This window comes from Acetobacterium sp. K1/6 (assembly GCF_034438075.1).
Lineage (GTDB): Bacteria > Bacillota > Clostridia > Eubacteriales > Eubacteriaceae > Acetobacterium > Acetobacterium carbinolicum.
Genome location: NZ_JAXQGA010000001.1, coordinates 176,104 through 200,777 on the forward strand (window position 1 = coordinate 176,104; position 24,674 = coordinate 200,777).

Here is a 24,674-nt window from a genome sequence, read left to right on the forward strand (position 1 = left end):
GGTGAGTTGTGATTGGTTTTAAGCCTGAACGCGTTTAAGCATCTCTTCATAGGCTTCTTCAATATGGCCAAGGTTTCGTCTGAAACGGTCTTTATCCAGTTTTTCATTTGTTTCCACATCCCAAAAGCGACAGGTGTCTGGTGAGATTTCGTCTGCTAAAACGATTTGTCCATCATTGGTTTTACCAAACTCGATTTTGAAGTCCACCAGATTAATCCCTTTTTCCAGGAAATAAGCTTTTAAAATATCGTTAATTTTAAAGGTCATTTCGCGGATCACTTCAATTTCTTCGGCGGTAGCTAATTCCATGGCGATCGCGTGATAATCATTGATGACGGGGTCGCCAAAATCATCGTTTTTATAACAGAATTCAAAAATTGGTGACTTTAGTTTCAAGCCTTCTTCCAGACCGAGGCGTTTGCAAATAGAACCGGCGGCGGTGTTTCGGATAATCACTTCCAACGGGAAAATCGTAACCGCTTTAACCAATTGTTCCTTTTCAGAGAGAATTTTGATAAAATGAGTCGGAATGCCTTTTTCTTCAAGCATCGTGAAAATAACGCCGGTCATCTTATTGTTGATAACGCCTTTACCGCCGATACTCCCCTTCTTTTCGCCGTTGAACGCTGTAGCATCATCTTTATACTCAATGATAAATTCATCGGGACGATCGGTTTTGTATACTTTTTTTGCCTTGCCTTCATATAATTGTTCTAACTTTTCCATCTTAATCTCCTTAAAAATTGATTTGAATCAAGGGTGTATGTTTCAAATTTTTATAGAATTTCCTGAACTTTTTCATTTTTAGCGACAACTTCATCATTTAACTGAATTTTAAAGGTCTTTATTTTCTCCCGAATCTCCGGATACTTGATTGATAGCATCTGGGCTGCCAAAATCCCGGCATTTTCAGCACCATTAACCGCAACGGTCGCAACCGGTACGCCTGATGGCATCTGGACAATCGATAAAAGCGAATCCAGTCCTCCCTGAAAAGAAGTTTGAATGGGAATACCGATGACTGGCAGTGGTGTGATCCCGGCGATGACTCCCGGCAGGTGCGCAGCTTTCCCGGCCGCTGCAATAAACAACTCAATACCCCGGGCTTCAGCTGTCGTTGCGTATTCGAAAATTTTGTGCGGATTCCGGTGGGCTGAAATAACCTGAACATCATATTCAACACCAAATTTTTCCAATGCGATCAGACATTTTTTGACGATGTCAAAATCCGAATCACTTCCCATAATAACAGCGACTTTTGGTTTACTCATTCTTAAATTCTCCTTATGGTTTGAAACTATTTCTTATTAATAAACATCCGCACTTATTTAAAATAATTAACGCCCGCTTTAAAGATCTGCTGATCCATATTTCCAGGTATGTTTTTATAAAGATTCTTGCCGATCCGTTCAGAGTGACCCATTTTTCCAAGCACCCGCCCGTCCCGGCTGGTAATACCTTCGACTGCATAAACTGAACCGTTCGGATTAAAACACCCCGAAAGGGTGGCTTCACCCTCAAAATCCACATATTGGGTAGCAATCTGACCATTTTCGATAAGGGTTCTTAACACCGCATCATTAGCCACGAATCGGCCTTCCCCATGAGACATGGGCATGCGATGGATGTCTCCCACCTTGGTGTTGGCAAGCCATGGTGACAAATTGGAACTGATTCGGGTCATCGGGATGGTCGAAACATGACGACCAATCGTATTAAAGGTTAAGGTTGGCATCTCCGCGGTAATCGGACAGATTTCACCAGTGGGTACCAGCCCTAACTTGATTAGCGCCTGGAAGCCGTTACAGATTCCCAGAACCAAACCGTCCCGGTTATTAAGTAAATCCATGACAGCATCCATCATTTTCGGATTTCTGAAAACCGCGGCAATAAATTTACCAGAACCGTTGGGTTGATCCCCGGCACTGAATCCACCAGGAATCATAATTATCTGGGAGGCTCTGATATGCGCTGCCATTTCATCAATGGAGTGGGTTATATCCTGAGCCGACTGATTTTTAAAAATGGTGGTGAGCGGTTTTGCGCCGGCGTTTTCAAAGGCTTTGACCGAATCATATTCGCAGTTGGTTCCCGGAAAAACCGGAATAAACACCTGCGGTTTTGGCTGCTTTTCTTTACTGTAAACAAAAGGTTTGGCATTAAAACTTAAGGTTTTTACTGCTCCAGTGGTTTCCATTTTTTCCGGGTACACCGATCGCAACGGCGCTTCCCAGACTTCAACGAGTTCATTAATCGCGATCGCATCACGGCCATAAACAATTTCTCCGCCACCATTTGTTTTTCCGATCGGGGTTGATCCTTCCAGGATCTCAAAGCTTTCGACTAAAATACTGCCATACAGGGGTTTAAACAAAAAGGCTGGATCGATCCGGTCATTAAGGGTAACTCCAACACTATTTCCGAAAGCCATTTTTGTGATCGCTTCTACCAGGCCACCACAACCAATGGTTTTTGCACTTAAGATTTTACCTTCCTGATTAGCTTTGATGATGATATCATAAACGGCTTTAACCACCGTTAATTCCGGCACCCCATTTTCATCCACCGGTAGTACGAATAATTGGATTAATGATTCGGTGGACTTGAGTTCGCTGGTTATCACCGTATCGACATGGGCTGTCGCCACCGCAAAGGAAATCAGGGTTGGCGGAACGGTCAGTTCACCAAAGGTACCCGACATACTATCCTTACCGCCGATGGCCGGTGTTCCCATCGCCGTCTGGACTTGATGGGCACCTAAAAGGGCGGCAAAAGGTCGGCCCCATTTAAGTGGTTCTTGACCCAATCGTTCAAAATATTCCTGGAAACTGAGGCGGGCTTTTTTGTAATCCCCACCGATGGCGACCAGTTTAGACAGAGATTCAAGAACCCCCATCATCCCGCCTAGAAAAGGACTGCTTTTGGCAATGGCCGGATTATAGCCAAAAGTCATCATGCTGCAGGTGGTGGTATCGCCATGAATCATCGGGATCTTAGCCACCATACCATCCATTGGTGAGAGCGCGTTTTTGCCGCCATAGGGCATGACCACAGTACCGGCACCAATGGTCGCGTCAAACATTTCCACCATGCCCCGCTGGCTGGCTACATTCAGATCTTTTAAAGTTTCTGTGATCTTATTGATAAAATTAAAGTTTTCATCTTTTTTAGGATCTTGATCCGCTGTTTTTTTATCACTTTTTATTTCCATCGGCGGTTCAATCACCACATCAATAAATTGCGGCGCACCGTTGGTTTCAAGAAATGCGCGTGAGATGTTTAAAACCTCTGCGCCCCGCCATTTCATGATCAGGCGGCCGGAATCAGTAACCGTGGCAACCGGGGTAATCTCAAGATTTTCAGCGTTTCCCATGGTGATAAAAGCGTCCACATTCTTGGGATCAACCACCACGGCCATACGTTCCTGAGATTCAGAGATAGCCAGCTCGGTACCATCCAAACCTTCATATTTTTTTGGTACCTTGTCTAAATCAATTTCCAGGCTGTCCGCCAGTTCACCAATTGCTACCGATACACCACCGGCACCAAAATCGTTGCAACGCTTGATTAAATTGGCCAGTTCTTTGCTTCTAAACAACCGCTGGATTTTTCGTTCTTCGACCGGATTCCCTTTTTGAACCTCAGCACCGCTTTCTAAAATGGATTCTTCCGTGTGAACCTTGGATGAACCAGTAGCGCCGCCGCAGCCATCCCGTCCGGTTCGTCCACCGACTAACAACACCACATCGCCTGGGGTGGGACGTTCGCGGATGACATTTTCTTTGGGGGCTGCCGCAATCACGGCGCCGACTTCCATTCGCTTGGCCAGAAAACCAGGATCGTAAACTTCAGTAACCTGACCGGTTGCCAGGCCGATTTGATTCCCGTAGGAACTGTAGCCATGGGCGGCTTCAGTCGAAATTTTACGCTGCGGCAATTTGCCTGGCAGGGTATCTTCAATCGCGGCCCGAGGATCCCAAGCGCCGGTAACCCGCATCGCCTGATAAACGTAGCTTCGTCCTGAAAGAGGATCTCGGATGGCTCCACCCAAACAGGTGGCAGCACCCCCAAATGGTTCAATTTCGGTGGGATGATTATGCGTTTCATTTTTAAACATCAACAGCCATTCTTCATCGACACCATCATGATCGACGACCATGTTAATACTGCAGGCGTTGATTTCTTCTGACTCATCCAGATCTGGTATCCGTCCCTGTTTCTTTAGGGCTTTCGTCCCAATCACAGCCAGATCCATCAGGCTCATCGGTCGTTTAGTGTTTTCTCCGTATAGCGCTGTTCTGGCCTGACAGTAATCATCATAGGCCCGCTTCATCGCCTGTGAAATGGGATCATCTCCCAGAAACTGTACCTGTTTAATTTGAGTCAAAAAGGTTGTATGACGACAGTGATCCGACCAATAGGTATCAATGACCTTTAATTCCGTAATGGTCGGGTTTCGTTTTTCATCTTTATTAAAATATTTTTGCACAAACAAGATATCCTCGGTCGTCATAGCGAATCCATTGTCCACCCGAAACGCTTCTAATTGATCTGCCTGCAGCGCAATAAAAGCATCTAACGGCTTGATATCTGCTGGCTCCCGCACCTCATCAACCAAAGTGGCAAAAGGTTCCAGGCTGGCTTCCTGAGAATCCACCGGATTGATCATATAGCGCTTGATGCTATTCAGTTCATTTTGTGTCAATTCGCCTATAAGGACAACAATTTTAGCTACCTTAATCAGCGCCCGTTCCCCCGACACGATCTGAATACACTGAATCGCCGAATCACCATGTTGGTCATATTGGCCAGGTAAATAGGAAATCCCAAAAATGTTCTCGTCGTCGTTAATCTGAAGGACTCCTTCAAAGACCTGATCGACATTGGGCTCGGATAAAATGGTATCAATAATCTGATTGAACAAACCATCTGCCACGCCTTCTACGTCATATCGGTATAAGATACGCATAGACTTAAGCTTCGAGATCTTTAAAATTCGTTGAAAGGTTTGTGTCAGCGATTTAGCTTCAACTTCAAACTGGTCTTTTTTTTCTACAAAAATTCGTTTTATCACAATTTTTCCACCTTTTTTAATGATAAACTTATTTTACTATTTCCGAACAATAATATCAAGATTTTTTAAAACGTTCGGATTATTTTTTTATTCTCCGCTATTTTCTCGTCTGCAACGATAGTTTTAAAGTTTTTCACGAGTATGATATAATACGAAGTATAATTGTTCAGAAAATGGGTAATATAGTTTTATCCAACCAACTAAATAACGTTACACGAGAGGTAATAGTATGAAAATTTTCCATTTGCATCATAGCGGCTTTTTAATCCAATTAGAGGATAAGACCTTGATTTTTGATTGCTTTACTCATATTCCCACCAGTTTACTACGCAAGGGGATTCCTCATTTTTTCTTTGTATCACACGGGCATGGTGACCACTACAACGTCGATATTTTTTCGACTGACCGAATCTATCACCCTACCTACATAATTAGTGATGACATTCCCAAGGCATCTACCCACAAAACCCATGCCATTGGTCCCTACCAGCATATGTCGTTGGGCGGGATGGACATCAAAACCTTTGGGTCTACTGACCAGGGCATCTCTTTTTATATTGCCACTAATTCCCACCGTATTTTTCATGCGGGGGACCTTAACTGGTGGGACTGGGACACCAGCGAAAAGCCAAACATCGATCCAATACAGGAAGAAAAAGACTTTAAGGCTGAACTGGAAAAAATGAAGAGCCTACCCATGGAATTTGCCTTTATTCCCGTTGACCCGCGTCTCGGCGATTCCTTCTACAAGGCCGGCCAATACTTTATTGAAACCTTCCATCCTAAGGTCATGATTCCCATGCATTTTCGGGATGAGTTTGGAATCATCAAACAGTTTAAAGCCAAAATCGGAAACACCGCAACTGTTATTCCTGAATTTAAAGAACGAAATGTAAGAATTAAAAACACTTGGTCTTTAGACAACTAAAAAATGAAGAACCCCTAATTTCCAGAATCGGATCAGGGGTTCTCCTTATATCTCAAAACAGTTACTCTCAATAAGATAATTTCTTACTCCACGGAGCGAAGAATGGTTGGTCGCCTGGCTGATTCTGGGATAAACCGTTAGATGATCCATGCGATTTTCCACCTTATTCAGATTAAACCCTTCCGGCACCACCATAAACTTTCCGATTCCGGGTTCAATCGCCCTTTGGGGACAACCATAAATACAACGCATACAAATGACGCAGTTATTTCCGAAGATATGTTGACCGTCGATAATCTTAATATTATCACGCGGACACAGCTTTTCGCACCAACCGCAATCAACACAGTTTTCATTTACCTTAAGGTGTTGACCAAAAATTCTTCCCCCGAAAACTTCGAAGTATCCCAATCTGGAAGCAAAACGGTCAATCCCATATGATGCCAAACGATGCCGCTGCCCTGATTTCAATTCCTCAACTACCCGGTCCACTATTACCGGTGTGGCATGAAGGATCATCGCACAAAGACTCTCATCAAAGCCGATCATAAAATTAGACGGCATAACCACCATTTTTTCGTAGATCACATCATAACCTTTTTTCTCAAGCTGCCTTATTGTCGCCCGGCGACACGCAGTGTTGGGGGAAATTTCTCCGCCACCCGATACCGAAACCACTACTGCCGGCTGTCCCTTTTTAACTGTTTGGATTTTTTTTAGCCATTCTTCAACGGGTTTCGGGGCATTAAATGCATAAACCGGGAAAAGCAAAACTAATAATTCTCCTGAAACAACGGGGTTTACCGCGCCTTTTAATTCTATTCGCGTAACGGTTACTGATCTTTTAACAAATGAACGTTCAAATGCATCAGCAACCCGAGCAGTCCCTCCCGTACCAGTAAAATATACAAGATTTGCGCTTTTAAAATCCATTTTTTCCTCACTATCTATCGTGCTGCTAATTTATCATGTTAATTTCCAGCAGCCTTTATTGATATCATTAATCATTGTCCCACATTATTAAGACGTTTTAAAATTATTTTCTGTTCCCCCAATAATATAACACTTCAATTAACACAATTATTATCATACTCATAGTTTTTACCCATCAACATTCTGTTTAAACACCACTTTTTAGATAAGATTATGATTAAAAAGCTTTACAGCTAACCACAATCGAGTATAAAATAAAGAAAAGGCAACAATTTCGACGAAACCAGAAAGGAACCCTCAAACATGAATGAATTTTTCGATTCCTACAGCGAAGATGACATGAAAAAGGATGTTTCAACTAACGTCGATCTGGACAGCCTCACCCAGATTGCCAACCGCCAGAAATTTAATATCATGCTGAATGAAGCAGTCAAAAAATCGCATAATACAGTATGCTACTTATCGATTCTCTTGATTGACATTGACTATTTTAAAGAATACATTGATAAGTATGGCCTTTTATCGGGCAATGACTGCCTTCGTCAGGTAGCTTTTTCGCTACAAGGCACCCTGAAAAGAGCCGGGGATTTAGTCGCCCGATGGGATCATGAAAAATTTGTCTGTATTCTCTCGGATACCGACCCTGCTGGTGCTGCAACGATGGCACAGAAAATGAGCCATGCGATTATCGATTTAGCCATTCCCAATTCAGCCTCTTCTGCGGCAGATGTTATCACAATATCCGTTGGCGTAGTAACATCCATTCTTACAGATGAAATCGCCAGTGACAAGCTTATCAAAAAAGCAGATCATGCCTTATCTATCGCCATAAAAACGGGTCGAAATAAAATTGCTATCAGTAACAGCTAAAACCGGGTTTACCACCTGGTTTTTTTATTTTGTTACCACGCAGTTGCGGCCCCTTAATTTTGCTTCATAAAGAGCATTATCCACCCGATCAATCATGCTCTCGATGGATTCACCCTTTTTATAGGCAGTAACACCAAAACTGCAGGTTTGAGTGAGCCCTCTTGTAAACTGGGTCTGTTCCACAACAATCCGAATCCGTTCAGCTGTTATCTTGGCTCCATCGCTGTCCGTCATCGGCATGATGATCAAAAACTCCTCCCCTCCCCAGCGGCTTAACATATCGATTGTTCGAATTTCCCGCGAGAGCAGATTTACCAGATGAATGAGAATTTCGTCCCCTAAATTATGTCCAAAGGTGTCATTCACCTTTTTAAAAAAATCCATATCCAGCATGATAATTGAAAACACATGATCATAGCGGTCACATCTTTCTATTTCATTTTTTATAAACGCGTGGGCCTTCATGCGATTATATGCCTGGGTCAGATAATCACGCTCTGCTAAACGTCTGGCTTCTGCGTTGGCTTGTTCCAATTCTTCTGTTACCACTCTGATAAAATTAACTAATCGAGAAATAATCTGAGAGTGTTGGCTGGAGAATGGATCCAATAGTTTTGGCTTTTCAATCCGCTTCTCTTGTTTTTTAATCAGTTTATTCCCATTCCGCTCTTTCATGCTGACCGCCACCATGGTGGCATTTAGCAACATCACGTAGTGACCCTGCGAATAAATTTCGCCATAGGTATAAAAACCCGATGTGGGTGCAATGGACTCAAAGGGTCTGGTTTCCAGATCCACCTCGCTTTGCAACAAATAACGCCGACAAATGCAGGAGTAAAGAAAAATAGCTTCTGGTTTAAATGCCTGAATACGGTTTTGAATATCATTGGCTTTTTCAATCATTACGGATGGATTACCATAACCAATGCATACTTTCTCACCTTCTTTCAACTCAGCGATAAATTTAATGGCTTTTTCCTCATTAACTCTCATGGGAACCTTGGCATACAAAATCCCATTCCGTTTTAGCAACAGGGGAAACTCCAAAACATTGAGAAAAAAATCTTCATCATTCTGTATATCCAGATAACGATGAAACACTTCATAAGCTGGCTCATCATCAATCTTCTTTACCCAAAGACCGTCGGTTTCAGTAATGACCATTTCTTTACTTAAAGGTTGCCACCCCAAATAAGTATGCATATCGATCTGGATGTCATTTCCCATAAACACAACAGCCAGTACTCCTTTTGATGTACACTTCCCATTTAGGGCGATTAGTGGCTCCTGTTCAGCTTCATAATCACCAGCACCGCCTCCAAAAACCGGATACCTACCGCTTCGAGCGGCAGAAAAACCGTTTAAAAAAACAGAAACATCCATGGTAAAAGGCGTTGCTAAGAGCATAATTCCTGCAATTCCCCGGCAAGACCGCTCAATCTTTTTAGCAAAGTTAGTTCCCAAATCTATTTCATTGCCGTCATCACCATTGACTAAAAAACCCATAATTTTAGTTTTTTCTAAAAATGCGAAGGAAATTACTGTGGTGTTGATCAGCAGGCGGCCGACTGCAATTTCACCCATGGTGGTGGCACCGACAATCACCCCACCGGGCATCGACTCGCGGAGAGTCGATTCGATCGCCATCATCCAGCAGGGATCGCGCACCGCGGAGAATACTTGCACAAATACTGAAGCCGAGCAATTCAAATGATTCTTGCATTCTTCAGTCAACACGTATTCATGTAACATTTCTATCGTATTAATCGTAATTATCTTGCTGATCATTGAATTAACTCCTACTTACTGGTTTTACACTTTATTTTTTTCCGCCAACCCATAATTACGCCTGCCGTTGACTCTTTTGTTATTTCGTTTCCCTTATAAGAAAACGTCGTCTATTTTAACTATTGTATCAAGACTAGCTGCATTTAACCAGTGTTTTCATCTTAAAATTAAATACCAGACAAAATGCATAACATTTATGCAGTCATAGCGTCAACTAATCAGATTCCCTACAAGCTGATAAATTTTTATTTTTAAACAGTAGATATTTGTTGTAATAAAAGCTATAATAATACAGCGCACAATCGTTTGTGATGCAAGTACGCACTTATACTTAATCGAGTTATACCCTGATTAACAGTACTTCTACTAATTTTATAGAAGTTTGTTGCAGGCTAAACAAAAGATTATATTTGAAAGGGGTTATTATGAACGAAAACCAAGAAAAATCGATGCCGGTTTCGGAAGCAAGCCATTTAACAGGCGCCGCACCAGAACCAGCTGAACCTATGCCAGTCGAAACTCACCGTAAATCGCGAATATCTACGAAGTTATTGGTATTTACTGTCTCACTAATTACACTGGCAGTGTTTTCCCTTGGGATCATCTCCGTTAATTTGGGGGCCGCTGCACTCACGAGTCAGGCTAATACCGATGCCCAAAAATATACCACCGAAGGAGCCTCTCATGTTGGTGCCATTATTAGCGGAAACCTGGCTACCCTTAGTGAAGTAGCCTCCCGAGCCCATGTAACTACGATGGACTGGCAAACCCAGGTGGATGCCATTAGTAGCAATATCGAGCAATTAGGTTATCAGGATATTGCCGTCATGAGCCTGGAAGGCCACGGCAAATACATTAAAGGTGGCGGGGAATTTGATTCTGCTGGTGAGTTCTGGTACGAAGATGGTTTTAAAGGCAATCTTTCTATTTCTGATGTTGCCATCAGTAAGGTCACCAAGGAACCCGTTGTACTTGATGTCGCTCCGATTCAAAATAATAATCAGGTTGTAGGTCTTCTAATTGGTCGGCGGGACCCGACCTTCTTAAACAATACGACCAATGCCATGGGCGATGGTGAACGCCAATATGGCTTTGTTGTCAACGAAAACGGTGCCATCATGGCCCACCCTAACGTTGTGATGATTCTTGATCAAGTTAACGTGTTTGATGACATAAAAACAGATGGCACCTGGAAGAGTTTTGCCTTAGCTCTAAAAGGACTCGATAACCAGACCGCCGGGATGCTTACTTATACTGTTGATGGCGAAACAAAAATTGGCTCCGCCGCACCCATTCCCGGAACAAACTGGACGCTGATTGTTGCCCAGTATGAAGATGATGTTTTAGATCCAATCACCAGTTTGAAAAATCTGATCCTGTTGATCTCATTGGTTATTCTCTTAATTGGTGGCGTTGCTGCCTATGTTTTGGCCCAAAAACTCACCAAGCCCATCATCAAGCTCAAAGAAATAGCTGATCAGGTTGCCGTTGGTAAAGTCGATGTTGAAATTGAAATAACAACCCATGATGAAATTGGCGATTTGATGAAGTCATTTGAAACGATGATCCAGAACAATAAGGGCATGGCCGAGGCCGCTCACCGTATGGCCCAGGGTGATTTTAAGCTTGCCATCACGCCAAGATCCGAAGATGACGTTATCACCTACTCAATGATTGCCGTTCTAACTGAAATGAACCGGGTTCACGATGCAATTATGAAAATTGGAACGGCTGCCTTGGAAGGTCAACTCAATTATCGGGGTAACACCAATGACTTCACCGGCGCTTACAAAGATTTGATTATATCCTTAAATACAGTCATTAATACCTTTGTTAAACCCCTTAAGGTTGCCAACAAAGCCATTGAGCGCATCGGCAACGGGGTAATTCCGCCCAAAATAACCACTGTTTATAAAGGTGATTTCAACGATCTTAAAAATAATATTAACGCTTGTATCGATGGGCTAGGGGCTTTAACCGAAACCGGCGAAGTGCTCCATCGTCTCTTTGTTAATGATTTTTCTGCAAAAATGGAAGGAACCTATCTTGGTGTGTTTGGCGATTTAGCTACCTCAGTAAATGAAATCCAATGGAAGCTTAGCTATATTCAGGCCATCGTCAGTCACGTTTCAAATGGCATCATGAGCGACTACGACGAACTGGTCAATATCGGAAAACGTAGTGATGTAGACGAATTTATACCAACACTGATTCAAATGATTGAGAACATTCACTCCCTGGTTGGCGAAGCTGATGAAATGACCAAGCTGGCTGTCGAAGGCGATCTGGATCATCGGGGTGACCCCTCTAAATTCATGGGCGAATATGCGAAGGTTATTTCAGGATTCAACCAGACCCTTGATGCGGTAATTGAGCCAATCCAGGCTACTTCCGCAGCTCTTAATGAATTGTCAAAGGGTAATCTAAACTTTACTATGAACGGTGATTTCAAAGGCCAACACGGGAAGATTAAAGAAGATATGAACCGCACTATCCGCTTCCTGAAGAAGTATGTCGATGAGATTACAACCGTCCTTCAACGTGTTGGCGATGGTGACCTTAGCCAGGAAATAAAAGCCTATTATCATGGCGATTTTGTTGCGATCAAGCTTGCAATTAACGGTATAACCAGCCACTTAAGCGAAGTGATGAAAGAAATCGATGATGCCGCCGGGCAAGTCGAAGCTGGAGCCATTCAAATTTCTGACGGCGGTCAGGCCTTATCTCAAGGTACTACTGAACAGGCCAGTGCCATCCAGGAACTCACCGCCTCGATTGAAGAAGTTGCTGCAGAAACGAAGCGAAATGCCAGAAACGCCAATGAAGCGAATGAGCGGGCGATCGAAGTTCGAACCAACGCCGAAGTGGGCAATTCACAGATGTCAAAAATGGTCACCGCGATGGTGGAAATCAATGAATCATCAAGTAGTATATCCAAAATTATTAAGGTGATTGACGACATCGCTTTCCAAACCAATATTCTAGCTCTAAATGCTGCCGTGGAAGCTGCCCGGGCCGGACAACATGGCAAGGGTTTTGCCGTTGTTGCTGAAGAAGTGCGAACCCTGGCTGCCCGCAGCGCTGAAGCCGCCAAAGAAACCACTGGTCTCATTGAAGGCTCCATCGATAAAGTGGAAGTTGGCACCAAAATAGCCGATGAAACGGCTGAAAGTCTGATTGAAATTCTCAGCGAAATTGAAAAAGTAACGGGTCTGGTCGGCAAAATTGCCCGCGCTTCCAATGATCAGGCATCAGAAATTGCCCAAATCACGAAGGGGATCGAACAAGTCTCGAATGTCGTTCAAACCAACTCAGCCACTGCTGAACAAAGTGCCGCTGCGAGCGAGGAACTTTCCGGTCAGGCTGAGATGCTAAAACAAATGGTTGATGCATTTAAATTAAAAACCACAAAAAAGACAACCATCGGAGCAATTACAGCCCAAACCGAAACGATCCTTGCTGCGCCCTCCCCTCAGCCAGAAATAATCTTAGATGATCTGGACTTTGATAAGTATTAAATAAGCAACCTAAAAATCTTAGCAGAAAAAATCTTGTACTTAAAAAATCCTGTCTGAGCACTCAGACAGGATTTTTTATTGCAGTTGATACTTATTTTTAATGCTTTCCGTTCCAGTTGATTCTCCCGATCATGTCAATAGTTTAGCAAAATCATTGTAGCGGATCCTGGCCTTCTTCTGAGCCTTAATTCGGGCATTGTTAATGTCATGATAGTAAGTAATAAGCGTTGCCACAATATCCGCATCAATTTTATTATCTTCTGCCATTTGCTTTAAAATATTAACAACCTTTTCTTTTTGCATGCCTTTACGATAAGGTCTGTTTTCAGAAACGGCTGTAAAAATATCGGCGACAGCCATGATTCGGGCTCCCAGTGAAAGCTCTGATCCCTTTTTCTTAAACGGATAGCCCGTTCCGTCCAGCCGTTCATGATGCATGGAGGCAAATTCATTAATTTCTTCAAATCCCGTAACTTGACAGAGTAATACGTAGGTATGATAAGTATGTTCTTTCATCACCGCAAATTCAGCGTGAGAGAGTCCCGCCGGCTTTTCAAGAATTTCAGTCGGTACCGTCAATTTACCAATATCATGGATATATCCGGCCGCCTGAATTTTCTTACAGGTTAACTCATCACATTTCAAGTGCTGCGCCAAGCGTTTCGCCACAGATGAAACCCCTTCGCTGTGAACTGCGGTAAATCTGCTCCGAAAGTCAATGACCCGGGCAAAAAGTTTGGTTATACCAATTAATTCATCAATATCCAGTCGTTGATCCTGAAATCGGATATTTTTATAATACCGTCGGGCGCTGGAAATTGATTCCAGATCGTACCAGAAAAACTCCTTTTCTTTTAGCCTTTCAAAAGCTTTTACATAGTCCGGATTAAATTTTCGACCCGAAGCAGCGGCAATTTTTTCAAAAATCCGATCCTTCTGGTAAATGATTTTTTCATCTTTGGATATAAGAGTGGCGATCCGATCAGCCAGATGAATAAGATGACTTTCCGGCATCACCGCTTCTCCACAAAACATTAAACCCTCGCCATCGTTCCAATCGACATGGTGAAATTTAATAATTTTAGCGATCTCTGAAAACTCCCGGTAGTCTTTTAAGAGCAACCATCCAATCCGGGCATGTTGGTGGGGATTGATGGCTTCAAATTTGAGTACCTTTATCCGTTCTTGCATACTTAACCCGCCAATATCGTGTAAAACGGCTGCAACACAGACTTCATTTAGTTTCTTTTCTTCAAAGTTCAACTCTTCCCCTAAATTATTGGTAATATAGGCGACAAGACGTTGATGATGATGTAATTCCGGGCTTACCATATCTGTAGCTCTTGATAGTTGAAGTGTTAACTCTAATAAAGAGACCATATTTTTTCCTTTCCGATAACGCATCCGTTTTTAATCGTGTCATGATATAATAGCATATCTTTGTTACGATTGTAACATAAAACACCATCATTTTTTTGATGGGACTAACTTTTTTTCAGATAATTCAGAACGCTGACTCGTATTTTATTGATCTGTATTTTAATCTGGTAAAAAATGTTTTAAAAATATATAATATCAGTAGCATCTAAGTTTAGTTATATGAGGTGAAAAATTTATGATTATTGATTTAAGAAGCGATACCGTCACACAGCCAACCCAAGCCATGCGAATTGCCATGGCCAATGCACCCGTGGGTGACGATGTCTATCGGGATGACCCTACGATCAACCGGCTCGAACAACTGGCTGCCGAATTGCTGGGTAAAGAAGCCGCACTGTTTGTACCATCCGGCACTTTTGGAAATCAACTGGCAATTATGACCCATACCCAACGAGGAAATGAGGTTTTAGTCGGTGATGCCTGTCATATCCTGATGCACGAGGTCGGTGCTGCCGCCGTTCTTTCTGGCGTTCAGATTAGAACCTTTCCGGTTCTTGCTGATGGCATCGATGTGGACAAACTCAAGCTGATGCTTCGGGGCAATGATATCCATTTTCCGAATACTGGTCTGATCTGCATGGAAAATGCTCAGTCTTCCGGTAAAGTTGTTCCACTCTCCAATATGGAGGCGGTGTATGCGCTGGCAAAGTCTCGAGATATCCCCGTTCATATTGACGGGGCCAGAATTTTTAATGCCGCCCTTGCCCTGGGTGTTGAGGCGAAAGAAATAGCTGCGCAGGGAGACTCTGTTAATGTCTGTCTTTCCAAAGGCTTATGCGCACCGGTAGGCTCATTGCTACTCGGAACTACCAGTTTTATCAAAAAAGCCCGAAAAAACAGAAAGTTGATGGGCGGCGGGCTTCGTCAGGCGGGCATCCTCGCTGCAGCCGGGATTATCAGCCTAACTGACATGGTCCCCCGCCTGCAAGAAGATCATCAGAATGCTCGTTACCTGGCTAATCGACTGGAAGAAATTGAATCCTGTATGGTCATGTGGAATCGTCTCGACATTAATATGGTTTTTTTCACCCTACCCGAATCGGTGATTACCGAATCGACACTGGTTTCCGGGCTATTAGAAAAAAACATAAAAATCAGTGGACAAGAAGACGGTGAGTACCGATTTGTTACCAATCACGGTGTCAGCTCAGATGATATCGACTGGGTCATTGAAAGCATGAAGACGCTTGTTTCACGATGTTCTTGATTTTTACCTTTCATTTTCATCGCGTCGATACATCAAAATCCTTTTATAGTTAGGCTTGACGTGGTATACTAAAGTCACTACAAATGGAGGATTCTTTATGACAACCACTTTCTACGGTAACCAAGGTGTTGTGAACAGCATCATACTTGATATGGAAACCGATTTCGAGAAACAATTAAAATTTTTAAAGACAATTAAATTCACTGATGACTTCAAGCCTGAATGGCTGCCGGACATTGTCAAAATAAGCTTTATCATTGAGCCGTCACTGGGGCAGTTTGGCAAACCTAATCTGATCATCATTGCCGAAGAAAAGAGCCTCCAGCGACATGTAATTTTTGTCGAATCAAAAATTTCCGCCTATGATGATGCGTCGGAGAAACTGAACATAAAACTTTTTCCCAATAAGTACAAAGATATCGGCGATAAACTCAATATTCGTCTGGCTTTGATGTATCGTCTGGCCAAGGCTTATCACCATCAGAAGGATGGCGGTTTTATTGAAGATGTGGATGAAGCCTACAAGCTCTATCATGATCTGCCAAAGGTTCTGAAAAAACCTGTCATGATCAAACTTTGTATTGACAAATTCGGATACAATCCGGATTTTTTATTTGTCGCCCTAACCAATGATCCCGTCGACATCCAGCCCTTTAAAAACGCCAACTTCCTCCCTCCCATTGGTGTCAGTGGCTGGCGAGCCGAAAAGCAATTTTTTGGATTGATTTCCTTTGCCATGCTAGAAGAACAAAACCTTATTAACGCCCGAAAGGGATATTATTCTACGGCAAAAGAGAACGTTTTGCATCTGCCCGCAGAAACCGGCTCCAGCAATAACGACCCGACCATCCGGACCATTGTTCTGGACCAATGGCACCCGGATTTAAAGCTGAATTTGGAGGAATTTTTAGTCTCTCTTGGCGATCGACTCACTACCAGCAAGGTCATTACCTTTAACGGATCTTATAGTATTAAAGCCGAGGACGGCCGAACGCTCGTGAAACTTTTTGCCGACAAGCAAAAAATGTACATCACCCTGAGAAATGACAATATTCCAATCGCCTTTAAAGATAAACCGCGAATCAAAATTGGCGTAGGTCTTAACGCCAAGTCTTTTGTCTTAATTTATTCAGGCACCGATGACCTCACCGGGGATCATTTCAATAAACTGGCCATGGAACTGATCGAAATTATTGTCGATTTTGTGGAGCAATAAATAACCTGTCCCAATCTAATTGTCATATCAATCTTTTAAATATCGTTCAAGCGCAATTACATGTAATAAAAAAAATTAATTAACGTTTGAAATGACTGCCCATGGAAGATTTTTTTGCCACGAACAGCCAGATGTAAAAGCTGACCACAGCCAATGCTTAATTATGGTCAGCTTTTTTTAATACAAAAATACCGACATCAGTCCGCTGCGATGCATATTGGCTATCGAAGGACAAATGTCGGTATCTTTAATTTAACAGGTCTAATCAATCCTGAGCTTTCAGGACCTTAATATAATCAATCATATACTCTGGCAGATCCGGAGGCCGACGGCTTGAGACGATGTGACCGTCGATAATCGAAGGCGTATCATGCCAGATGGCACCGGCATTGGTCATGTCATCTTTGATGCCGGGGGTACTGGTAACATTTTTACCTTTGAGGATGCCAGCAGAAATCAGCACCCACCCGGCGTGACAGATTTCACCAATGACCCGTTTGCGGCTATCCAGGTTGCGGATCATCTCTAAAACCACCGGGAAACGGCGGATCGCATCCGGTGCCCAGCCGCCGGGAACCAGAATCCCGTCATAATCGTCAGGATTGATGTCAGTATAAGCCAGGTCGGACACACACGGCACACCGTATTTACCGATGTACTTTTTGCCGGCTTCCTCCCCGACAACATCAACGGTAACCCCTTCTTCTCGTAAGCGAAGCACGGGGTACCACAATTCAAGATCTTCAAAATCATTGCTAATCAACGCGATAATCTTTTTGTTTTTCATCTTGTTTTCCTCCTATTTTTTATTTTTAGGCATTCCCTCTGGAACCGGGCTTAACCAGTGCGACTTTACCAGCCTTACAAACGGGACAGTCATCCGGGTCCCAGGCGGTGATTTCCAGTTTAATGGCTGAGTAAATGGGCATGTTGATTTCGACGCCGGCGGCACGACGGTCGGCGATGCAGGCGACACCGAGGACGACCGCACCCAGTTCTTCAAGCACTTTTTTCGTTTCAATGGTGGATTTCCCGGTGGTGACGACGTCTTCGGTGATAATAACCCGTTCGCCGGGTTTTAATTCAAAGCCGCGTCGTAACTCCATCAGCCCATCTTTACGTTCGGTAAAAATGGATTCTTTGCCCAACTGTCGGCCAATTTCGTAGGACACAATGACACCGCCCATGGCCGGGCCCACCACCTTATCAATTTCGAGTGCCTTTAACTGCTCGACAACCGGCGCTAAGACCTTGGCGGCGGCATCCGGGAAGCGCAACACCTTGGCACATTGAACATACTGATCGCTGTGTTTCCCTGATGACAGTAAAAAATGTCCTTCTAAAAAGGCATCGGTTTCTTTAAGTATTTCTAATATTTCTTGACTCATCTTATTCCTCATTTCTGTATTTTATATTAAACGATTCCCCGGACTGCGTCGATATTGGCAAGGCCTTCGCTAACACAATAGGCTTCTAACCCTTCAATGATCTCAATCGGTGCCATCGGGTTATTAAAATTGATGGTGCCGATTTGAACACAGGTTGCCCCGGCCATAATAAATTCCAGAGCGTCTTTCCAATCGCTGATGCCACCCATAGCCATCACCGGAACTTTCACCGCCCGACAGACCTGATGGGTCATCCGCAGGGCAATGGGTTTCACCGCCGGACCGGACAGGCCGGCATAAAGGTTATCAAAAACAACGGCTTTTTTCTTGTAATCAATAGCCATTCCCTGTAGCGTATTAATCAGTGAAATCCCTTGGGCACCGGCATCCTCACAAGCCCGGGCAATGTCAGCCACCGCTTCGCCATTGGGCGATAATTTGACCATAATCGGATGGCGGGAAAGTTCCACCACCTTTCTGGTAATGTCGCCAGCGGTTTGGGCCTTAATGCCATAAGCCATACCCCCAGCTTTCACATTGGGGCATGAAATATTCAGTTCAATTAGCTGGACATCAATGGCATTGAGTTTCTCAATAGCAGTTAGATAAGATTCTTCATCTTTTCCGCCAACATTGACAATGGTAACAGTATCGATTTCTTTAAGGTGGGGCCATTCATTTTCAATAAAGGCGTCAATTCCGGGGTTTTCCAGACCAATACTATTCATCAGTCCGGCCGGGGTTTCCCAGAGTCGCATGCCCGAGTTACCGGATTTGGGTTCTAAGGTCAACCCTTTAGAGCAGAGGCCGCCAAGCTTAGCCAGATCATAAAAGGCTTCATACTCCCGGCCAAAACCGAAGGTTCCGGAAGCTGGGATCACCGGATTTTTAAAGCGGATGTCACTAAATTTTGTTTCCAGACATTTAGACATAAAAGACCTCCTCGCGGACAAACACAGGGCCGTCCTTACAGACCTTTTTATTGCCGGATCGGGTTTCACAGCTACAGCCCAGACAGGCACCGATCCCGCAGGCCATATGGGCTTCTAGCGAAACATAGACGCGATTCTCTTTTGGCACGACTTTAGCTACCGCTTCCATCATAATTTCCGGGCCGCAGGTCACCACGGTTTCGCCGGGTAAAACCGCAAGTTTGTGGGTGATAATCCCCCCAACATCAAGAATCATTTCATCTGCCAGCACTTTAAAGGCGTTAACCCCGTAAGCGATATCCCGAAAGCCCAGATAAACCCGACATTTACCAAGGGGGTTTTGATTACGGTAATGGCGTACCAGATAATATAGGGGTGCTGTCCCGATACCGCCGCCAACCACACACAAGTCGCCGGTTATTTCGGGAAAACCATTGCCATAAGGACCCTGAATGGTCACATCGTCATCGGTCTGAAGCCGGGCTAAGATTTCGGTTCCTTTTCCCACCACCTGATACAAAAAGGTAAGCAGACCGGGTTCGTAATCGTGAACGCTGATCGGTCGGGATAGTAGCGGGTCCTTGTCCCAGGCTCGCAGCATAAAGAATTGCCCCGGTTTTACTGCTCCGGTAAAGGCAACCGTCATTTTATAAATTCCCGGTGACACAAGCGTATTACTTCGGATTAAAGCCATTTAAGAATATCCTCCTGCATTGCCAGGGTTGCATTTCTAATCTGTTCTGCAAAGCCCTCATCTTCACAGCCAGCCTTTTGATGAGCGGTAATCAATCCCCGCGATGAGTTTACGACCGCACAACGGGATGCTTTTAGGATCTTGGCAATGTCCTCACCGGTTCCGCCCTGGGCGCCGTAGCCCGGCACTAAAAAGAAGGTATGGGAACAACGGGCCCGAATCGCTTCGAATTCTTCCGGACGGGTCAGTCCGACCACTGAACCAATGGCTGAAAAGCCATTTTCTCCGCGGAAGGCGCTTCCCCAGGCTTCGATTTTGTCTCCCATGATTTCGTAGATGGTATCATCACCCACCTTCAGGTTCTGAAGATCCACCGCTGACGGGTTGGATGTTCGTTGGAGGATAAAAAGCCCCTTGTTGTTTTCTTTAATATACTTGTAATAAGGTGATACCGCGTCAACGCCCATATAGGCGTTAACGGTCATGATGTCTACCTCAAAATCACCAGTGAAATGACCTTTGGCATACTGATCGCCGGTGGACGAAATATCGCCTCGTTTCACATCACCAATAACGACAATACCTTTGCTCCGGGCATATTTAACCGTTTCGCTATAGGCCTTCATACCGTCTAGTCCCAGTGACTCGTAACAGGCAATCTGTACCTTGTAGCAGGCTGCCAGATCCGCAGTCGCATCGATTATTTTTTTATTGAATTCGGTTATTTTCTCACCATCGGAGCAGTCTTTACTAAGTAGATATTTGGGTAAGAATTTTAAGGTTGAGTCCAGACCCACACAGATCGGTCCTTTTTTTACAGCTTCATGATAGAGCCTGTCCATTATCATCATATTTAATTTCTCCCTTCACCATGGTCATCATTATTTTTCCTTTTAGGGTCTCACCACCAAAGGGATTATTTTTACTTTTTGAGACAAATTCTTTGGGGTTTAATTTCCCTTCCCAGTTTAAATCCACCAGAACCAGATCCGCTGGATACCGTTCTTTGATGAGCCCCGTTTTAAGACCTAAGCGTTTGGCCGGGGCGTCGCTGAGCATCTCACTGAGTTTCTCCAAACCGATACCGTTCTGATCAAAGACCGTGAAATACATCGCAAAAGCCATTTCGAAATTGTTGATTCCCGGAGCCCCTTTTAGCTTATCCTCTTCCGAGTGGGGGGCATGATCAGTGCCACACATGTCAATGCTGCCATCTTTTATCCCCTCAATTAACGCACGACGATCAGGATAAGTCCGAAACGGCGGATTGACCTTATAGTCCATGGCCGAAGCAAAGATATGATGGGGGGTGACCTCGCAGGTGACATCCAGACCTTTTTCCTTAGCTTCTACAATCAGATCCAAAGTATCTTTCTTACTGATATGACAAACATGAAGATGTCCGCCAATTTCTTCGAGCAACTTGACATCCCGACTTACCAGTTCAGTTTCCGGCTGACAATGGGTTAATAAAATAAAATCCTGTTCACTTGAAGCCTTCAGCCCTGCCACCATGATGTCCGAATTCAGAATCGAAACTCCGTCGTTGGAAAATACTGGCGTCAATTGCCGCAGTACTTCTAAATCAACTAAATCGGCATCATTAAAGCCCTTTGTCAGGGCCGCCACCTGGATCAGGTTACATAGGTTTAGTGCCTCGGCTTTATCCAGATTGGTTTTCAGAGCTTCTGCTTCATCAATAATGGGCTTTGTATTAGCCATCGCCACCAGTGTCGTATACCCACCTTTTAGTGCCGCCTGCATACCGGTTTCCATGGTTTCTTTATATTCATAGCCAGGGTCTCGCAAATGACAGTGCATATCAATAAATCCCGGCATCAGCTGATAGCCCCGGCCGTCGATTTCCTTGTCATATGCTGTTTTAACAGTCCCTTTTTCTTTATACACTTTTTTTATTTTTCCGTCTTCAATCAATACCTTGCCAAACCGTCTTCCGTTAGCATCAACCATTTCAACGTTCTTGATTAAGGTTTTCATGTTTCCTCCTTCGTTATTCTTCGTCAATAAAAGTGGTGTAGGCGTCGCAGTACTCACAGCGGTATTTTTTTTTCTCTTCATTGACCAGAAAGAATTTAATCTCCTGCACATCCTCGTATTGAGTAATACAGCGGGGATTTTTGCAGGTCATGATGCCGTTGACAACCTTCGGCAGGGTCAAGTTTATTTTTTTGAACAATTCACCATTCTTGACAAAGTTAATGGTCACATTCGGATCAATCAGACCCAGAACCGTCATATCAATCTGCAAATCGGTTTCAATTTTAATTAAGTCTTTCTGTTTCATTTTTTTACTGGGAATTTTTTTAAGCAGTACCACCACATCATCAATATCATTGAGATGGAGTTGCTTGTAAATCTCAAAACCGTGTCCAGCTTCAATATGGTCGATGATGATACCTTTTTTCAGTTTCGATACGTTGATCATTTTTTTTTCTCCACGCCCAGAAGTTTGGCAATCAATGCCATTCGCACATACATCCCATACTTAGCCTGGGAAAAATAAACCGCCCGAGGATCCTCATCTACCTCCGGGGCAATTTCATTGACCCGGGGCAAGGGATGCATCACAATCATGTCCGGCTTGGCCGCCTTCATCTTCTTTTTATCCAGAATATAATAATTTTTCAGTCGCAGATATTCTTCCTCGCTGATAAACCGCTCCCGTTGTACCCGAGACATATAGAGAATATCCAGCTCGCCGATGACCTCATCGAGACTGGTCGTTTCCTTATAGGTTTGTGGATCCAGCTGATTGAGAATATGAGCGGGCATTTTCAGTTCTATCGGAGAAATAAAAACAAACCGAACACCCTTATAACGATTCAGCATTTTAACCAGAGAATGAATGGTACGGCCAAAAAGCAAATCGCCACAAACCCCTACCACATGGTTGTCGCAGCCGCCTTTGAATTTCCTGATCGTCAGTAGATCGGTTAAGGTCTGGGTAGGATGTTCATGGCCGCCATCGCCAGCATTGATAATCGGCATTTCGTTGGCAAATTTAGAGACCAGCCGAGCCGTTCCTTCCCGGGGATGCCGAATCACCGCGATATCGGAATAGCACTCGATCGTCCTGATGGTATCCCCCAGACTTTCTCCCTTGGACACCGACGAATTATTTGGATCATCAAACCCGATGATTTCTCCCCCTAAACGAAGCATGGCAGCTTCAAAACTGAACCGTGTCCGGGTGGAAGGCTCATAAAAAAGGCTGGCCAATAATTTCCCCTTGCAAACCAAAGAATAACCCTCGGGGTCTGCAATAATATTATCAGCCAGCTGCATAATCGATTCAATTTCATTTAGTTGAAAGTCTCCAGGCTCGATTAAATGTCTTCCTTTTAACATAATGTTCCTCCTATCATAAACACAATTATGGGCAAAAAACAAGCCGCTTTATAAAAATAGCGGCATACTTTCTAACAGGCAATTCCCTCATTATATGTATCGTTCCTTTTGCACCTATATGCCTCGCTTTACAAAGCCTGCATACTTAATTACAATAATCATAATTTAATTAGGCAGAATTGTCAATGGACTTTGATTAAAAGAAACCGTTATCTTAAGATAATATTTGGACTTCTGGTTCAATAGGCGCAAGCGTAAGGATTTGACTGGAATTTCGGAGCAAATAATGGTATGATAAGAAGAAAAAGGGAGGGTTCTATGTATTTCGTAACTTATCAATATAACGCATTTAGTGAAGGTGGCATTCTGACCGCCGATGAAACCAAGGTTTTACCGATTACAACCATCGGTAAACTGATGGGTCTCAAATTTCCGGAGCGTCTGATCGACTTTATTCCCATGGCTACCGACGAACTACTGACTGATATGGAGAAAGTCATGACTGAGCATCAGAATCTGGGCATCAATCTGGGTCTGGTAAAACTGCTGGCGCCGATTCCCAAACCCCCAAGGAATATTTTCTGTCTGGGCAAAAACTATGCTGATCATGCCAAAGAAATCAGGAATATTCCCTCGATGGGAGAAGTTCCGGAAAATCCGATTTATTTTTCCAAACTGCCTACCGCGGTTACTGGACCAGATACAGTAATTCTGTCTCATGCCAAGGCCACCAAACAAATCGACTATGAAGTGGAGCTGGCCATTGTCATTGGCAAGGAAGGCGCCGATATTCCCAGGGAAGATGCCGAAGATTATATTTTTGGCTACACCATTGCCAACGACATCACCGCCCGGGATCTTCAGAAAAAACACTCTCAATGGTATAAGGGCAAATCACTGGATACCTTCTGTCCCCTGGGCCCCCGAATTTTGCACAAAAACGATTTAAAAATTCCCTTTGACCTGGACATCACCTGTCGGATCAATGGCGAGATACGTCAGCATTCCAACACAGCTCGAATGATTTTTGACATCCCTTCGATTATCAGTGACCTGTCCCAAGGCATGACCCTGCTGCCGGGCGATATCATTCTCACCGGAACACCTGCCGGTGTCGGCTTTGCCCTGGATCCTCCGCAATTCCTCAAACATGGGGATCAAATTGAAGCGGAAATTGAGAAAATCGGGATCCTGCGCAATATCATTGAATAAAAAAAATTTTTAAAAAACCAGCATTCTCTGGGGGGTCTGACCCCGAGATAATGCTGGTTTTTTTTATAGAACTTGATTATTTTGCGGATCAATGTGGTTTGGCGC

The 24,674-nt window shown here is 43.8% G+C and carries 20 protein-coding genes; 6 read left to right on the forward strand and 14 right to left on the reverse strand.

What is annotated here, in order from left to right; translation table 11 throughout:
- Positions 1 to 18: 18 nt before the first annotated feature.
- Genes purC through U2P91_RS00840 form a run of 3 tightly spaced genes read right to left on the reverse strand, consistent with a single transcriptional unit; the run spans position 19 to position 5,074 of the window.
- Positions 19 to 726 carry a phosphoribosylaminoimidazolesuccinocarboxamide synthase gene (purC, locus tag U2P91_RS00830; RefSeq protein WP_322518762.1) on the reverse strand — a complete coding sequence of 236 codons (708 nt, stop codon included), beginning with the start codon at positions 724 to 726 and terminating at the stop codon, positions 19 to 21.
- A 50-nt stretch (positions 727 to 776) separates the two neighbouring features.
- Positions 777 to 1,271 carry a 5-(carboxyamino)imidazole ribonucleotide mutase gene (gene purE / locus U2P91_RS00835; RefSeq protein WP_111887280.1) on the reverse strand — a complete coding sequence of 165 codons (495 nt, stop codon included), beginning with the start codon at positions 1,269 to 1,271 and terminating at the stop codon, positions 777 to 779.
- 53 nt (positions 1,272 to 1,324) lie between these two features.
- A complete protein-coding gene (locus U2P91_RS00840; protein ID WP_322518763.1) occupies positions 1,325 to 5,074 on the reverse strand; it encodes a phosphoribosylformylglycinamidine synthase in 3,750 nt (1,249 codons plus the stop codon).
- Between the two features lie 229 nt (positions 5,075 to 5,303).
- On the opposite strand from U2P91_RS00840, the gene U2P91_RS00845 reads away from it, so the two are divergent.
- Complete coding sequence (locus tag U2P91_RS00845; protein WP_322518764.1) at positions 5,304 to 6,002, forward strand: MBL fold metallo-hydrolase; 699 nt, start codon at positions 5,304 to 5,306, stop codon at positions 6,000 to 6,002.
- 45 nt (positions 6,003 to 6,047) lie between these two features.
- On the opposite strand, the gene U2P91_RS00850 is transcribed toward U2P91_RS00845, so the two are convergent.
- On the reverse strand, positions 6,048 to 6,935 hold the full coding sequence (locus U2P91_RS00850) for an EFR1 family ferrodoxin (RefSeq protein WP_322518765.1): 888 nt from the start codon (positions 6,933 to 6,935) through the stop codon (positions 6,048 to 6,050).
- Between the two features lie 303 nt (positions 6,936 to 7,238).
- Between U2P91_RS00850 and U2P91_RS00855 the strand changes: the two genes are divergently transcribed.
- Positions 7,239 to 7,805: a diguanylate cyclase domain-containing protein gene (locus tag U2P91_RS00855; RefSeq protein WP_322518766.1), complete on the forward strand. Its 567-nt coding sequence runs from the start codon at positions 7,239 to 7,241 to the stop codon at positions 7,803 to 7,805.
- A gap of 24 nt (positions 7,806 to 7,829) precedes the next feature.
- On the opposite strand, the gene U2P91_RS00860 is transcribed toward U2P91_RS00855, so the two are convergent.
- Positions 7,830 to 9,593: a GGDEF domain-containing protein gene (locus U2P91_RS00860; RefSeq protein ID WP_322518767.1), complete on the reverse strand. Its 1,764-nt coding sequence runs from the start codon at positions 9,591 to 9,593 to the stop codon at positions 7,830 to 7,832.
- A 425-nt stretch (positions 9,594 to 10,018) separates the two neighbouring features.
- Between U2P91_RS00860 and U2P91_RS00865 the strand changes: the two genes are divergently transcribed.
- Complete coding sequence (locus U2P91_RS00865) at positions 10,019 to 13,111, forward strand: methyl-accepting chemotaxis protein (protein ID WP_322518768.1); 3,093 nt, start codon at positions 10,019 to 10,021, stop codon at positions 13,109 to 13,111.
- A 129-nt stretch (positions 13,112 to 13,240) separates the two neighbouring features.
- On the opposite strand, the gene U2P91_RS00870 is transcribed toward U2P91_RS00865, so the two are convergent.
- Positions 13,241 to 14,443 carry an HD-GYP domain-containing protein gene (locus U2P91_RS00870; RefSeq protein WP_322518769.1) on the reverse strand — a complete coding sequence of 401 codons (1,203 nt, stop codon included), beginning with the start codon at positions 14,441 to 14,443 and terminating at the stop codon, positions 13,241 to 13,243.
- Positions 14,444 to 14,726: 283 nt separating this feature from the next.
- Between U2P91_RS00870 and ltaE the strand changes: the two genes are divergently transcribed.
- On the forward strand, positions 14,727 to 15,758 hold the full coding sequence (gene ltaE / locus U2P91_RS00875; RefSeq protein ID WP_322518770.1) for a low-specificity L-threonine aldolase: 1,032 nt from the start codon (positions 14,727 to 14,729) through the stop codon (positions 15,756 to 15,758).
- Positions 15,759 to 15,855: 97 nt separating this feature from the next.
- A complete protein-coding gene (locus tag U2P91_RS00880) occupies positions 15,856 to 16,974 on the forward strand; it encodes a hypothetical protein (RefSeq protein ID WP_111887288.1) in 1,119 nt (372 codons plus the stop codon).
- 265 nt (positions 16,975 to 17,239) lie between these two features.
- On the opposite strand, the gene U2P91_RS00885 is transcribed toward U2P91_RS00880, so the two are convergent.
- From U2P91_RS00885 to pyrB, 8 genes are read right to left on the reverse strand one after another with little or no spacing between them, the layout of a single operon-like run.
- Positions 17,240 to 17,761 (reverse strand): type 1 glutamine amidotransferase domain-containing protein, encoded by a 522-nt coding sequence (locus U2P91_RS00885; RefSeq protein ID WP_204355473.1) that lies wholly within the window; start codon positions 17,759 to 17,761, stop codon positions 17,240 to 17,242.
- A 25-nt stretch (positions 17,762 to 17,786) separates the two neighbouring features.
- Positions 17,787 to 18,362 (reverse strand): orotate phosphoribosyltransferase, encoded by a 576-nt coding sequence (gene pyrE / locus U2P91_RS00890; RefSeq protein ID WP_322518771.1) that lies wholly within the window; start codon positions 18,360 to 18,362, stop codon positions 17,787 to 17,789.
- A gap of 26 nt (positions 18,363 to 18,388) precedes the next feature.
- Entirely contained in the window at positions 18,389 to 19,294 is a 906-nt protein-coding gene (locus U2P91_RS00895; RefSeq protein ID WP_322518772.1) for a dihydroorotate dehydrogenase, read from the reverse strand.
- Positions 19,287 to 19,988 carry a dihydroorotate dehydrogenase electron transfer subunit gene (locus U2P91_RS00900; RefSeq protein ID WP_322518773.1) on the reverse strand — a complete coding sequence of 234 codons (702 nt, stop codon included), beginning with the start codon at positions 19,986 to 19,988 and terminating at the stop codon, positions 19,287 to 19,289. The genes U2P91_RS00895 and U2P91_RS00900 overlap by 8 nt, the downstream gene beginning before the upstream one ends.
- Complete coding sequence (gene pyrF / locus U2P91_RS00905; RefSeq protein ID WP_322518774.1) at positions 19,979 to 20,839, reverse strand: orotidine-5'-phosphate decarboxylase; 861 nt, start codon at positions 20,837 to 20,839, stop codon at positions 19,979 to 19,981. The genes U2P91_RS00900 and pyrF overlap by 10 nt, the downstream gene beginning before the upstream one ends.
- Positions 20,811 to 21,986, reverse strand: a complete 1,176-nt coding sequence (locus tag U2P91_RS00910) for a dihydroorotase (RefSeq protein ID WP_322518775.1) — start codon at positions 21,984 to 21,986, stop codon at positions 20,811 to 20,813. Before U2P91_RS00910 ends, pyrF begins: the two co-directional genes overlap by 29 nt.
- Positions 21,987 to 21,999: 13 nt before the next feature.
- Positions 22,000 to 22,434, reverse strand: a complete 435-nt coding sequence (locus U2P91_RS00915; RefSeq protein ID WP_322518776.1) for an aspartate carbamoyltransferase regulatory subunit — start codon at positions 22,432 to 22,434, stop codon at positions 22,000 to 22,002.
- Positions 22,431 to 23,357 (reverse strand): aspartate carbamoyltransferase, encoded by a 927-nt coding sequence (pyrB, locus tag U2P91_RS00920; protein WP_322518777.1) that lies wholly within the window; start codon positions 23,355 to 23,357, stop codon positions 22,431 to 22,433. Before pyrB ends, U2P91_RS00915 begins: the two co-directional genes overlap by 4 nt.
- A gap of 318 nt (positions 23,358 to 23,675) precedes the next feature.
- Here pyrB and U2P91_RS00925 point away from each other — a divergent pair, with 318 nt between their 5' ends.
- Positions 23,676 to 24,569, forward strand: a complete 894-nt coding sequence (locus tag U2P91_RS00925; RefSeq protein WP_322518778.1) for a fumarylacetoacetate hydrolase family protein — start codon at positions 23,676 to 23,678, stop codon at positions 24,567 to 24,569.
- The last annotated feature ends 105 nt before the right edge of the window (positions 24,570 to 24,674 follow it).